Origin of the sequence: Micromonospora sp. NBC_01740, assembly GCF_035920365.1 — a bacterium.
GTDB classification, from domain to species: Bacteria; Actinomycetota; Actinomycetes; order Mycobacteriales; family Micromonosporaceae; genus Micromonospora; species Micromonospora reichwaldensis.
In genome coordinates, this window is record NZ_CP109150.1 from 2,047,040 (window position 1) to 2,059,935 (window position 12,896).

The 12,896-nt window shown below is 73.5% G+C and carries 15 protein-coding genes; 8 read left to right on the forward strand and 7 right to left on the reverse strand.

From position 1 onward, the window contains the following. Positions 1-42 precede the first annotated feature (42 nt). The 4 genes from OG989_RS09855 (at position 43) to OG989_RS09870 (ending at position 5,039) form a co-directional block, all read left to right on the forward strand. Complete coding sequence (locus tag OG989_RS09855; protein WP_327030330.1) at positions 43-1,344, forward strand: ABC transporter ATP-binding protein; 1,302 nt, start codon at positions 43-45, stop codon at positions 1,342-1,344. Positions 1,345-1,391: 47 nt separating this feature from the next. Further along, entirely contained in the window at positions 1,392-1,856 is a 465-nt protein-coding gene (locus OG989_RS09860; RefSeq protein WP_327030331.1) for a DUF4442 domain-containing protein, read from the forward strand. A 61-nt stretch (positions 1,857-1,917) separates the two neighbouring features. After that, complete coding sequence (locus tag OG989_RS09865; RefSeq protein WP_151454130.1) at positions 1,918-2,670, forward strand: HAD-IA family hydrolase; 753 nt, start codon at positions 1,918-1,920, stop codon at positions 2,668-2,670. Continuing rightward, positions 2,667-5,039, forward strand: coding sequence for a glycoside hydrolase family 65 protein (locus tag OG989_RS09870; protein ID WP_151454129.1), 2,373 nt, complete (start codon positions 2,667-2,669; stop codon positions 5,037-5,039). The genes OG989_RS09865 and OG989_RS09870 overlap by 4 nt, the downstream gene beginning before the upstream one ends. Positions 5,040-5,115: 76 nt before the next feature. Here the strand turns inward: OG989_RS09870 and OG989_RS09875 are convergent, their stop codons facing one another. Beyond that, entirely contained in the window at positions 5,116-5,295 is a 180-nt protein-coding gene (locus OG989_RS09875) for a hypothetical protein (protein WP_327030332.1), read from the reverse strand. A gap of 169 nt (positions 5,296-5,464) precedes the next feature. On the opposite strand from OG989_RS09875, the gene OG989_RS09880 reads away from it, so the two are divergent. Then, positions 5,465-6,124 (forward strand): dienelactone hydrolase family protein, encoded by a 660-nt coding sequence (locus OG989_RS09880; RefSeq protein WP_327030333.1) that lies wholly within the window; start codon positions 5,465-5,467, stop codon positions 6,122-6,124. Positions 6,125-6,144: 20 nt separating this feature from the next. On the opposite strand, the gene OG989_RS09885 is transcribed toward OG989_RS09880, so the two are convergent. Further along, the gene (locus OG989_RS09885) at positions 6,145-7,269 is read right to left on the reverse strand and encodes an AI-2E family transporter (RefSeq protein ID WP_151457269.1); all 1,125 of its coding nucleotides are present in this window, start codon (positions 7,267-7,269) and stop codon (positions 6,145-6,147) included. 201 nt (positions 7,270-7,470) lie between these two features. Between OG989_RS09885 and OG989_RS09890 the strand changes: the two genes are divergently transcribed. The 3 genes from OG989_RS09890 (at position 7,471) to OG989_RS09900 (ending at position 9,296) form a co-directional block, all read left to right on the forward strand. Next, positions 7,471-7,653: an antitoxin gene (locus tag OG989_RS09890; protein ID WP_151457270.1), complete on the forward strand. Its 183-nt coding sequence runs from the start codon at positions 7,471-7,473 to the stop codon at positions 7,651-7,653. Positions 7,654-7,849: 196 nt separating this feature from the next. Then, positions 7,850-9,055 (forward strand): cytochrome P450, encoded by a 1,206-nt coding sequence (locus OG989_RS09895; RefSeq protein ID WP_327030334.1) that lies wholly within the window; start codon positions 7,850-7,852, stop codon positions 9,053-9,055. A 4-nt stretch (positions 9,056-9,059) separates the two neighbouring features. Continuing rightward, on the forward strand, positions 9,060-9,296 hold the full coding sequence (locus OG989_RS09900; protein ID WP_132231878.1) for a ferredoxin: 237 nt from the start codon (positions 9,060-9,062) through the stop codon (positions 9,294-9,296). Between the two features lie 64 nt (positions 9,297-9,360). Here OG989_RS09900 and OG989_RS09905 read toward each other — a convergent pair whose 3' ends face one another. The 5 genes from OG989_RS09905 to OG989_RS09925 form a co-directional block, all read right to left on the reverse strand. Further along, positions 9,361-9,963 (reverse strand): hemerythrin domain-containing protein, encoded by a 603-nt coding sequence (locus OG989_RS09905; RefSeq protein WP_151457272.1) that lies wholly within the window; start codon positions 9,961-9,963, stop codon positions 9,361-9,363. 177 nt (positions 9,964-10,140) lie between these two features. Next, the gene (locus OG989_RS09910; RefSeq protein WP_327030335.1) at positions 10,141-10,812 is read right to left on the reverse strand and encodes a C39 family peptidase; all 672 of its coding nucleotides are present in this window, start codon (positions 10,810-10,812) and stop codon (positions 10,141-10,143) included. 298 nt (positions 10,813-11,110) lie between these two features. Next, positions 11,111-11,518, reverse strand: a complete 408-nt coding sequence (locus OG989_RS09915) for a pyridoxamine 5'-phosphate oxidase family protein (protein ID WP_327030336.1) — start codon at positions 11,516-11,518, stop codon at positions 11,111-11,113. Positions 11,519-11,549: 31 nt separating this feature from the next. Continuing rightward, complete coding sequence (locus tag OG989_RS09920) at positions 11,550-11,882, reverse strand: DUF1232 domain-containing protein (protein ID WP_151457275.1); 333 nt, start codon at positions 11,880-11,882, stop codon at positions 11,550-11,552. 46 nt (positions 11,883-11,928) lie between these two features. Then, a complete protein-coding gene (locus OG989_RS09925; protein WP_151457276.1) occupies positions 11,929-12,747 on the reverse strand; it encodes a hypothetical protein in 819 nt (272 codons plus the stop codon). Positions 12,748-12,896: the final 149 nt, after the last annotated feature.

Sequence of the window (12,896 nt, forward strand, 5' to 3'; positions counted from 1 at the left end):
CAGTCATTCGGGATTCGGTCGACGAGGTGGGGGGAGGGCACGGTGACAACCGTCGCACTCAAGGATGTCACGAAGGTGTTCCGGGACGGCACCCTCGCCGTCGACAGCGTCAATCTCGACGTCAACGACGGCGAGTTCATGGTGCTGCTCGGCCCGTCGGGCTGCGGGAAGTCCACCGTGCTGCGGATGGTGGCCGGGCTGGAGGACCCGACGTCGGGCGCGGTGATGCTCGACGGCGAGCTGGCCAACGACCTGCCGCCGCGCGACCGGAAGATCGCCATGGTCTTCCAGGACTTCGCGCTCTACCCGCACATGACCGTCGGCGACAACATCGCCTTCCCGCTCAAGCTGGCCGGGTTGGAGCCCGAGCCGCGCGGCGAGCGGGTCACCGACGTGGCCAGCGCGCTCGGCATCGGCGACGTACTCGGCCGCAAGCCCAGCCAGCTCTCCGGCGGGCAACGCCAGCGGGTCGCGATGGGCCGGGCGATCGTGCGCCGTCCGGGCCTCTTCCTGATGGACGAGCCGCTGTCGAACCTCGACAGCGGGCTCCGGGCCGAACTGCGCGCCGAGATCTCCGGCCTGACCCGGGAGCTGGGCGTCACCACCATCTACGTCACGCACGACCAGGCCGAGGCGCTGACCATGGCCGACCGGGTCGCCATCATGCGCAAGGGCGTCCTCCAGGACGTCGGCACCCCCACCCAGGTCTACGGCCGCCCGGCCACCCTCTACGTGGCCGCGTTCCTCGGCAGCCCGCGGATGAACCTGCTGGAGGCCTCGGTCTACGTCCACCTCGACCGCTACGTCACCCTCACCCTCGGCGACCAGGCGCTCCACCTGCCGTGGGACGACATCCGCAGCCGGGCGGTCGCGCACTACCACGGTGAGCGGATCGTGGTCGGGATGCGGGCCGAGGCGCTCACCCCGGTCGCGCCGGACACCCAGGGCGCCGTGCTGCACGGCCGCATCCGCTACCTGGAGCACCACGGGCACGAGTCGCTCGCCTTCCTCGACATCGGGGCCACCGCGATCGTGGTGGACGAGATGGGTACCCGGACGGAGGAGGCGCCCACCGGCCAGCGCGGCCTGCGCCGCTTCGGGCAGGTGATGCAGCGGCTGACCGGGCGCGCCCCCGAGGAGGAGGCCCCCGCCCCGGTTGCCGCCACCCGCACCAGCGTGCTCAACGACCCGGGCCGGCACCACCGGCGCCCCGCCGAGCTCGCGGTCCGGCTCGCGCCGTACCCGGGGATCGCCGCCGGGCACCCCCTGGCCGTCTCCGTACGCATGGACGCGCTGCACTTCTTCGACGAGCGCGGCGACCGGATCGACGTGGGCTGGCGCTGACGGGGGCGGTCCTTGCCGACAAAGTTACCGGCTAGTAACGTCGGGCTATGACCATCGACTCGCGCCAGGTGGCGGCCGGCATGCTGGCGGCTGTGCCGTTCGCCCGTACGCTCGGCATCGAATTCGTCGAAGTGGCCCCCGAGGCGGAGGGCGGGGTACGGGTGACCGTCCGACTGCCCGACTCGCCGGCCACCCACAACCACGTCGGCGGCCCGCACGCCGGGGCCATGTTCACCCTCGGCGAGACCGCCTCCGGCGCGGTCGTGCTGGCCGCGTTCGGGCAACTGCTCGACCGGGCCACGCCGCTGGCCGTGCGGGCCGAGATCGCGTACCGGAAGCTGGCCATGGGCCCCGTCCTGGCCACCGCGCGCCTCGACCGGCCGGTCGCCGAGGTGGTCGCGGAACTGGAGTCCGGCCGCCGGCCGGAGTTCCCGGTCCAGGTGGAGATCGCCACCGAGGAGGGCAAGCCGACCGGCGGGATGACCGTGGTCTGGACGCTGCGCCCGAACTGAGCCGCGCGGCAAGCGCACCGAAAGCGGTTTACGGGCGTGGAGGTCTGGATAGATTCGTACCGTGCTGGGCCTACCTGCTCACGTGACCGCCTGTCTCTTCGATCTGGACGGTGTGCTGACGCAGACCGCCCGGGTGCACAACGCCGCGTGGACCGAGACGTTCGACGCCTTCCTGCGCCGCCACGCCGCCACCACCGGCGCGGAGTTCCGTCCCTTCGACCCCGGGCCGGACTACAACCGCTACGTCGACGGCCGGCCGCGCGCCGACGGGGTGCGCACCTTCCTCGCCTCCCGGGGCATCGTGCTGCCCGAGGGGTCGCCCGACGACCCGCCGGACGCCGACACCGTCAACGGGGTCGGCAACAGCAAGAACGTGCTGCTGCTGGAGCGGCTGCGCACCCACGGCGTGGACGTCTACCCCGGCTCCGTCGCGTACCTGGAGGCGGCGAGTGCCGCCGGACTGCGCCGGGCGGTCGTCACGGCCAGCGCGAACGGCCGGGAGGTGGTCGCCGCCGCCGGGCTGGAACCACTGTTGGAGGCGCGGGTGGACGGGCTCGTCGCCCGCGCCGAGGGGCTGCGCGGCAAGCCCGAGCCGGACACGTTCCTGGCCGGCGCGAAACTGCTCGGGGTCGACCCGCGCAACGCCGCCGTCTTCGAGGACGCCCTCGCCGGGGTCGCCGCCGGCCGCGCCGGCGGGTTCGGGTACGTGATCGGGGTGGACCGGGTCGGCCAGGCCGCCGAGCTGCTGGCCCACGGCGCCGACGTCGTGGTCACCGACCTCGCCGACCTGCTCGACACCGGGCAGACCGCGTGATCCGGGAACGGGCCTATCCGGTCGAGCCGTGGCACGTCCGGGAGATACGGCTGGACATGGACGTCCTGGCCCAGTCCGAGTCGGTCTTCGCCCTCTCCAACGGGCACGTCGGGCTGCGCGGCAACCTCGACGAGGGGGAGCCCCACGGCCTGCCCGGCACGTACCTCAACTCCTTCTACGAGCTGCGCCCGCTGCCGTACGCCGAGGCCGGCTTCGGGTTCCCCGAGTCCGGCCAGACGGTCGTCAACGTGACCAACGGCAAGCTGATCCGGCTGCTCGTCGACGACGAGCCGCTCGACGTCCGCTACGGCGAGCTCCTCGCCCACGAACGGGTCCTCGACCTGCGCGCCGGCACCCTGCACCGGGAACTGCACTGGCGCTCCCCGGCCGGCCGCGAGATCAAGGTCCGCAGCACCCGGCTCGTCTCGTTCACCCAGCGTGCCGTCGCCGCGATCAGCTACGAGGTCGAGGCGGTGGACGGCCCGCTGCGGCTGATCCTCCAGTCGGAACTCGTGGCGAACGAGGCGCTGCCCGCGCAGAGCGGGGACCCGCGGGTCGCGGCCGTGCTGGAGTCGCCGTTGCAGGCCGAGGAGGAACTCACCACCGCCGACGGCGGGCTGCTGATCCACCGGACCAAGGTCTCCGGTCTGCGGGTGGCCGCCGCCATGGAACACGAGGTGTACGCACCGGGGCGCACGACCAGCCAGTCCGAGGGGTACGAGGACTGGGTGCGTACCACGATCGGGTGCGTGCTCCAGCCCGGCGAGACGCTGCGCGTGGTCAAGTACCTCGCGTACGGCTGGTCGAGCCGCCGGTCGTTGCCGGCGATGCGCGACCAGGTCGAGGCGGCCCTGACGGGGGCGCGGATCGACGGCTGGGACGGGCTCCTCCGCGAGCAGCGCGAATACCTCGACGAGTTCTGGGACGCCGCCGACGTGGTGGTGGAGGGCGACCCGGAGATCCAGCAGGCCGTCCGGTTCGGCATGTTCCACGTCCTCCAGGCCGGCTCCCGGGCGGAGCGGCGGCCCATCGCCGCGAAGGGCCTGACCGGTCCGGGGTACGACGGGCACGCGTTCTGGGACACGGAGATGTTCGTCCTGCCGGTGCTCACCTACACCCAACCGGCCGCCGTGCGGGACGCGCTGCACTGGCGGCACGGCACCCTGGCCGCCGCGCGCGAGCGGGCCCGGACGCTCAACCTGGAGGGCGCGGCGTTCCCCTGGCGCACCATCGAGGGGCCGGAGTCGTCGGGGTACTGGCCGGCCGGCACCGCCGCCTTCCACATCGCGGCTGGCATCGCCGACGCGCTGCGGCGCTACGTCCAGGTCACCCAGGACACCGAGCTGGAACGCGAGATCGGGCTGGAGCTGCTGGTGGAGACCGCCCGGCTGTGGCGGTCGCTGGGTCACCACGACCGGCACGGCCAGTTCCACATCGACGGGGTCACCGGCCCCGACGAGTACACGGCGGTGAAGAACGACAACATCTACACCAACCTGATGGCGCAGCGGAACCTGATCAGCGCGGCCGACGCGGTCATGCGCTACCGGGACGAGGCGTTCCACCTCGGCGTGACCGACGAGGAGGCGGCAGCCTGGCGGGACGCGGCGGCGTCCATGCACATCCCGTACGACGAGGAGGTCGACGTCCACGAGCAGGTGGAGGGCTTCACCCGGCTCCAGGAGTGGGACTTCGTGCACACGCCGCCGGAGAAGTACCCGCTGCTGCTGCACTACCCGTACTTCGACCTCTACCGCAAGCAGGTCGTCAAGCAGGCGGACCTGATCCTGGCCATGCACTGGCGCGGCGACGCCTTCACGCCGGAGGAGAAGCTGCGCAACTTCCTCTACTACGAGCGGCGTACGGTGCGCGACTCGTCGCTGTCGGCGTGCACGCAGGCCGTGCTGGCGGCCGAGGTGGGCCACCCCGAACTGGCGCACGTGTACCTGCGCGAGGCCGCGCTGATGGACCTGCACGACCTCAACGAGAACACCCGCGACGGCGTGCACATGGCCTCGCTCGCCGGCGCCTGGATCGCCCTGGTGGGCGGGTTCGGCGGGCTGCGCGACCACGACGGCAACCTCTCCTTCGCGCCGCGGCTGTCGAGCCGGCTCGAGCGGCTGGAGTTCTCCCTCCAGTGGCGCGGGATGCGGCTGCGGGTCGACGTCCGGCGGCACCAGACCACGTACGCGCTGCGCTACGGCGACCCGGGAGACGTGCTGGAGTTGCGGCACCACGGTGAGCCGGTCCGGGTCACCTGCGGGGAGCCGGTGACGATGCCGATCCCCGCGGCGGAGGTGTCGGGCCCCGTCCCGGAGCAGGCCCCCGGCCGGGCTCCCCTGCTCCGCCTGCCCGAGAGCGAGCCGTGACCGACCGCCGGCCCGCCGTCGACGACGGCGGGCCGGCGGCGTTAGGACCCTGGTGCCGGTCGCCCGGCGGCGTCGGTCAGAGCGGCTTGCCCTGTGACGGGCGGTCCGCCGCGTCGCGGGGCGCCATCGCCCGCGGGTCGTCGGCCGTGCGCGCCTGGGCGGCGTCGTCCGCCCAGTCCCGGCCGCGTTCGGTGTCCTGTTCCCGCCGGTCCTGGTCGGTGGTCTGCTGCCGGGTCTCCCGCTGCTGCTGGGCCATGGCGATCCTCGCGATCCGTCGGGGCGCGGCTGCGCCGGTACGGTCTGCGGTCACCCGACGCCTACCCGGGCCCCTCGGCGACAAACGCCGGGGGCGCCGGGGCCGCTTGCCGGCGCCGGGGACGGGTATGCGGCCGGAACGGGGACGACCGAGGACGTACGGAGGCGAGATGGACGTACGCAGCAGCGCGGTGGCGATCCCGGCGGGGGACGCCGAACTTCCGGCCGACCTGCTGGTCCCGGCGGAGCCGGCCGGCGTGGTGCTCTTCGCACACGGCAGCGGCAGCTCCCGGCACAGCCCGCGCAACACGGCCGTGGCGCACGTGCTCAACCGCAGTGCCCTCGGCACCGTGCTGGTCGACCTGCTGACGCCGGCCGAGGACCAGGTGGATGCCCGTACCGCCGAGCTGCGCTTCGACATCCCCCTGCTCGCCCGTCGGCTCGCCGCGATCGTGGACTGGCTGGCGGCGGAGCGACCCCTCGGCGCCGTGCCGATCGGGCTGTTCGGGGCCAGCACCGGGGCCGCCGCCGCCCTGGTGGCGGCGGCGGCCCGGCCGGACCTCGTCGGCGCGGTGGTCTCCCGTGGTGGCCGTCCCGACCTGGCCGGCGCCGCGCTCGATCAGGTGCGCGCGCCCACGCTGCTGCTGGTCGGCGGCCTGGACGAGCAGGTGATCACGCTCAACGAGCAGGCCCAGGAGGCGCTGCCGGACACGGCCGAGCTGACGGTGATCCCGGGGGCGACCCACCTCTTCGAGGAGCCCGGCACCCTGGAACAGGTGGCACACAGCGCCGCCGACTGGTTCACCACCCACCTCCCCTCCCCCCACTGAGGACCCACCCGGCAGGGTGGTCAGGCGGGGGTCGGGGGCGCGGGCGTCGGGCGCTGGCGGTGTTGCTGGATGGTGTCGATGACCCGCCAGACGACGGCGGTGATCGGCACCGAGACGAAGGCCCCGGCGATGCCGGCGATCAGGGTGCCGGCGGTCACCGCCACCAGGATCACCGCCGGGTGCAGGCGCACCTGACGCTTCATGACCAGCGGCTCCAGCAGGTTGCCCTCGACCTGCTGGACGGTGATCACGGCGGCGAGGACGAGCAGTGCGGTCACCGGCCCCTTCGCCGCGAGCGCGACCAGCACCGCCACGGCGCCGGCCACGGTCGCCCCGATGATCGGGATGAAGCCGCCGAAGAAGGTGATGAGCGCGAGCGGGAAGGCCAGCGGCACCCGGAGCACCACCAGTGCCAGGCCGATGCCGATCGCGTCGATCGCGGCGATCAGCATGGTGCCCCGGCTGTATGCGCCGAGTGTCCGCCAACCCATCCGGCCCGCCTCGGCGGTCACTTCCCGGTTCGGCCCGGTCGTGCGGGATAGCGTCCAGCGCCACATGGACCTGCCGTCCTTGAGCAGGAAGAACAGCAGGACGAGCGCGAGCAGCGCCGAGCCGAGCACCTCCGCGGCCGTCCTGGCGCCGGAGACCGGGTCGACCGAGCCCTGCCCGAGCCCCTGGCGGGCCTGGTCGAGCAGCTGGTCGAGCTGTCGGTCGCTGACCGGCAGCGTCGAGGTCACGAAGTCCCGGGTCCGTTGCAGGCCCTGCACCAGCTCCTCGCTCAACTCGCTGAACTGGTTGGCGGTGAGGCTCCACACCAGCGCGCCGACGCCGAACAGCAGGCCGAGCAGCAGCAGTACGGTGAGCAGGGCGGCCAGTGCGGCGGGCAGATGGAGCCGGCGCAGCGCGAGCTGCACCGGGTCGAGCAGCGCGGTGAGGAAGATGGTGACGGCCAGCGCGATGGCCAGCGGCGCGAGCAGCACCGCGATCTTCCCCAGCAGGTACAGCCCGGCGACGATCACCACCAGGCAGGCGCTCCACACCACGGCCGAGCGGACCAGCCAGGGGAGCGCGGCCCAGGTCTGTCGGGAGCCGGCGCCCCGGCCGGGCGTTCTCTCGGGCGTACGCCCGGCATCGTCTGCGACCACGTCGGCCCTCCTCGATCTCCGGCGAGTCGGTACCCGGCCGGCGTCCCTTCGACACCCGCGTCCCCTTTCACGCTAGATGGGCGGCCGGGGCGTCGGGGGCGACCGCCGTTTCCCGACCGCCCCCGGGCCGCTGCTCCGTCGCGTTTGGGCCCCCGGGCTCAGGGAAGGCAGGGATCGGAACCGGCTTCGAGGAGGACCCCGATGAGCGACTTCATGGACAAGGCCAAGGACTTCGCCGACAAGCACGACGAGCAGGTCGACAAGGGCATGGAGAAGGGCGGCGACATGGCCGACAAGCGCACGGGCGGCAAGTACGACGAGCAGATCGACAAGGGCGTCGACCAGGCCCAGGCGCGCACCGGCGAAGGCGACCAGGTCCGCTGAACCCCTCGTAGCGTCCCGGGTCGCCGCGTAGCAGGTGGCCCGGGACGACTGTTTCCTGACGGATCGACGCGTACCGCTAGCCAAGGATCGATGACTCTCGCTACTATCCGCAGTCGGAACATGACTCAACGTGGAGTCGTCCCCGACCGGACCGGCGCCCTCCCCTTGGGGCGCCGTGACGAGAGGAAACCATCCGGTGACCGAGGCCCCCGAGACGACCGTCCCCCACCGCTATCCGTTCAGCGACCCCGACCGGCTCAACCTCGACCCGCGCTACGCCCGGCTGCGCCGGGACGAACCGCTCACCCGGATCCGGATGCCGTTCGGCGAGCCGGCCTGGCTCGCCACCCGGCACGCCGACGTCCGGACCGTGCTCGGCGACGCCCGGTTCAGCCGGGCCGCCTCGGTGGGTCGGGACGAGCCCCGCAACTCGCCGCGACAGCAGGAGGGCGGGATCCTGTCGATGGACCCGCCGGAGCACACCCGGCTGCGTCGGCTGGTGGCGAAGGCGTTCACCGCCCGCCGGGTGGAGGAACTGCGGCCCCGGACCAGGGAGGTGGCCCACGAGCTGGTGGACGGCATGCTCGCGGCCGGTCCACCGGCCGACCTGGTGGAGCACCTGGCCACCCCGCTGCCGATCCGGGTCATCTGCGACCTGCTCGGCGTACCCGTGGCCGACCAGGACCGATTCCACGCCTGGTCCGAGGCGATCGTGTCGACCACCTCGTTGAGCCCGGAGCAGGCCCAGGAGTACATCGACAGTCTCCTCGCGTACATGGGCGAGCTGATCGCGCAGCGGCGCGAGCAACCCACCGACGACCTGATCGGCGCGATGGTCCGGGCCCGGGACGCCGACGACCGGCTCGCGGAGGACGAGGTCGTGCGCCTGGCCGCCGGGCTGCTCGCGGCAGGGCACGAGACGACGGTGACCCAGATCCCCAACTTCGTGTACGCCCTGCTCACCCACCCGGACGAGTGGGCCCGGCTACGGTCGCGGCCGCACCTGGTGCCGGCTGCCGTCGAGGAGCTGATGCGGTACGTGCCGCTCGGCGCGTCCTCGGCCTTCGCCCGCTACGCGATGGAGGACGTCGAGGTCGGTGGCGTGCTGGTACGGGCCGGCGAGCCGGTGGTGGTGTCGATCTCGTCGGCCAACCGGGACGAGACGGTCTTCGCCGACGCGGACCGGCTCGACCTGACCCGGCAGGTCAACCCCCACCTCGGCTTCGGGCACGGGGTGCACCACTGCGTCGGCGCGCAGCTCGCCCGGATGGAGCTCCAGGTCGTCCTGGAGACGCTGATCGCCCGCACGCCCGACCTGAGGCTGGCCGTGCCGGAATCCGAGCTGACCTGGAAGAGCGGCCTGCTGGTCCGGGGGCTCGTCGCCATGCCGGTGAGTTGGTGAACAGATGAGTGCGACGGACGAGCAGTGGCGGGTGCACGTGGACCCGACGCGGTGCATCGGGTCGGGGATCTGCGCGGGCACCGCGCCGAGGCACTTCGTGCTGGTGGACGGGTTGGCCCGCCCGCTGGCCGAGCGGGTGGCGCCGGACGACGCATTGGTGGACGCGGCGGACTCCTGCCCGATGGAGGCGGTCATCGTGTCCGAGGCGGACGGCCTGCGCCGGATCGCCCCGGAGACCTGAGCCGGCCGGTGACATGCCGGTGGCCACGCCCCGGGCCGGGCGTGGCCACCATGAGCGGCGGCGGTCAGCGCTGCTGCTGGCCCAGCTCCGCCGTCGACGTGACGCGGCCGCTCAGCGCGTCCCGCATCCGGTCCACCAGGCCGGCGCCGGGGTTGAGCAGCCGGTTCGCCGGCGGCCGGTCGGGTGCGGCCGGGTGCGGCCGGGTCGGGGCGGTCTTCTTGGTCGCCTCCACCTTGCCGGCCAGTTCGACCATCTCCTCGGTGGCGACCGCGGCGCGCAGGCGGGGGAAGAGGTCCGACTCCTCGTCCTTGACGTGGTGCCGGATCGTGCTCGTCAGGTGCGCCAGGAGCTCGTCGAAGCGCGGGTCGGACGGGTCGACCGACTCGAGCTCCTTCATGGTCCGCTCGGCGTCGGCGTGCTCGGAGATCTCGTGCTCGGCGATCTGGTCGCCGTCCGGCAGCGCCTTGCGGGCGGTCGGATAGACGTGCATCTCCTCGGCGACGGCGTGCCGGACCAGCTCGGCGATCACCACGTCGGCCAGCTGCCGACGGTGCTCGGGGGTGCCCTGCCGGCTCTCCAACTGCACGAAGAGCGCCTCGACCTCACGGTGGTCGGCGGTCAGGACGTCCACGACGTCCTGACCCCTGATGTCCTGTGGGTTGGTCATGTCTGCCCCTTACCGGTTGCGGAACGGTCGGTTGTGGGCCTGGTACCCGGGAACCGTCCACCGAATCCACCGGTCATCGATGTGTCGCCGACCCGCGTCCCGTGCTCGGGGGGCGCCCGTCGCGCCGGCACGGCAGAGGGCCGGCCCCCGTAGGAGGCCGGCCCTCGGCGGGTCGGATCAGGACGAGTAGCCGCGCTCGGCGGTCCAGTTGGCGACCTTCTCCAGGGTCATCCAGTACTCCCCCTCGGGGGCGGCCGGGTCGGCGATCCGGATCAGGTCGCCGCCGTCCCGGTAGCCGACCAGGGTCAGGTAGTGCCCGCCCTCGTACGAGTGCGGGTTGCCGACCGTGTCGACCGCGGTGCCCTTGATGTTGGCCACCACCGGCCGGCCCTTGTCGAGGGCCGCGACGACGTCGGACCGCAGCCGGTCGACCTGCTCCGGCTTGGCCACCGGATCCGGGATCTCGGTGGTCCGGTATCCGCCGCCGGTCAGCTCGTTGAGCACGCGGGTGATGTCGAGGGCGGAGTCGGTGCCGGCCTCGGTGGTGCCCAGCCTCTTCGCGACCTCGTCCTGGGGGAGCGCCCGGCCCAGCGCCGACAGGGCGATCCGGGTCGCGGCCGGACCGCAGTAGTAGAAGTTGGGCTGCGCCTGGTACTCGATGCCCACGGCGCGCTCGGCACGCCGGTCGGGGCGGCCGTTCTTGGCGGCGCGGTCGTCCGTGTGCACCGCGCCGACCGGGGTGGTCGTCGCCGGCGCCGCCTGGGCGGTCACCGCCGGACCCGCGAGGCATCCGCCGGCCACCAGCAGGCCGGCGACGGAGAGACCGCTCTTCTGGACGATCGGATTCATGGTCGGGCTCCAATCGGGGGTCGACGCCGCCGGGGGGACCGGGGCGCACAGCACCGGGAGAGGCGCTCGGCTCGGGGAATTCGACGGCCCGGGGCGGTCGGCCCACGGGGCGTACTCAGGGATGCAACGGCCCTGCTCCGGTGGGCATTCCGGGCCCGCGACCGGGGGCGCACCGGCCGCACGTCGAGGTTCAACCGGGCCACGGGCGGCAGGATTCCGGCGTACGGATGCCCCGCGTCACACCCGGACCGGTCAGGCGTACGTGGGTGGCGCGGGACGGGACGAACCGGTCAACCGGTCACAGGCTGCCCAGCAGGCGCGTCACCGTGATCTCGATGACCACCCGGTCCGGATTCGGGCGGGGCGTCCGGTAGCGCTCGGCGTACCGGTGCTCGGCCTCGGCGACGGCCGGCTGGTCGGAGCGCACGACGGCCCGCCCCTCGATGGTGAGCCAGCGCCGCCCGTCGACGTGGCAGACGGCCACCGGGGCGCCCCCGGGGCCGGCGGCGGCGACGTGCCGCGCCTTGCGGGACGCGCCGCCGGTGATCACGCGGGCCAGCCCGGTCGACGCGTCGAAGGTGACCCCCACCGGTACGACGTGCGGGGTGCCGTCCGGGCGCAGGGTGGTCAACGTGGCCAGGTGCCGTTCCCGGCAGAACGCCACGACCCGCTCGTCGTGGGGCGCCAACCGATGGTCGCCGGGCATGTCCGTCCCCTGTCTCGCGGTGCGGCGCCGATCATGGCACGCGACGGTCCGCCCGGTCGGCGCCGGACGGCGCGTCGGGTGCCCCGGGCAGCGGCGCGCTCGCGGCGCGGCGCTGCCGGACCAGCCGACCCAGGTAGAGCAGCGCGCCGGTCAGCACCGCCATGTCGTCCAGGTAGATGGGGTCGGGAAGCAGGTCGATCGGCAGGACGGTGTAGAGCATCGCCCCGTAGAAGGCGAGCTTGCCGTTCAGCCCGAGCGTGCCGAGCAGGCGGCGGGTGCGGATCACGCGGACGGCCAGCACCACCGCGCCGACCAACGTGACGACCGCCACGACGCCGACGACGATCCACGCCTCCCTGGACATGCCGTCACGCTAGCCCAGCGGGACCGGTTCCGCCCGGCCATGCCGGTCAGTACGCGGGAACCGCCGCCCGGCCCCGGGCCACCGACGGCACCTCGCGGCCGGTCAGCACCGGGAACTCCCGGGTCTGCTCCGCCACTGCGGCGCCCTCGACAAGCGGCAGCAGCGACTGCGACTCCTCGGGGCGGCGGTTGACCGCGGCGAACGCCTCGTCCCGCAGGCTGCGCGCCGCCTCGGCGGCGTTCTCGGCCGCCCGCCACGCCGCCTGCTCCCGCTCCCGGGCCGCCCGCTGCCGGGCGAGCAGGTGGTCGCGTACCGCCCGGCGCAGCACCAGTTCCTGCTCGACCGGGTGCAGCCGGGGGTCCCACCCGTCGCGGTGCGCGAAGACGTCGCTGAGTTGTTCGACCGACAACTCCTTGCGCCAGTACGCGTCGAGGGCGGCCCGGTGCAGGAAGCGCTCGCGCTCGGCGTACTCGGCGGGCGTCCGGACGGTACGCGGCAGGGGCATCGCCTCGGTGACCGCCAGCCGGCGGACGTCCACCTCGGCGGCCTCGTACGCCTGCCAGGCCGCCTCGACCTCCTCCTGCGCGGTCAGCCACTCGGCCCGCAGGCGGGCGGCGGTGGTGGCGGCCCGTTCCGCGGCGACCGAGACCTCCCCCGCGTACCGGGAACGTTCGCGCTCCTCCTCGGCCCGTTCCAGCTCACTCGGCATCGCGGCGCGCCGGATGCGGGAGCCGGCGTCGAAGCGGAGGCGACCGGGACGCAGCACCAGGCCGGCCACGGTGACGGCGACGACCCCGAGCAGGCTCAGCCAGATCACGGCGGCCCGGGGCACGTCGAGCAGGACGGAGGAGAACACGTTTTCCATGGTCAGCACCTCGCGGTCGATCGAGGGAATCGACAGGGTCTGTGCCCGGCGTACGGGCGGGTGGGCATCGTGGGCGCGCGTGCGGGCGTACCGCGGCGGTGGCCGCTCCGGCGACGGACCGACGGGTGGCCGCCGGTGACGTGGCGGCC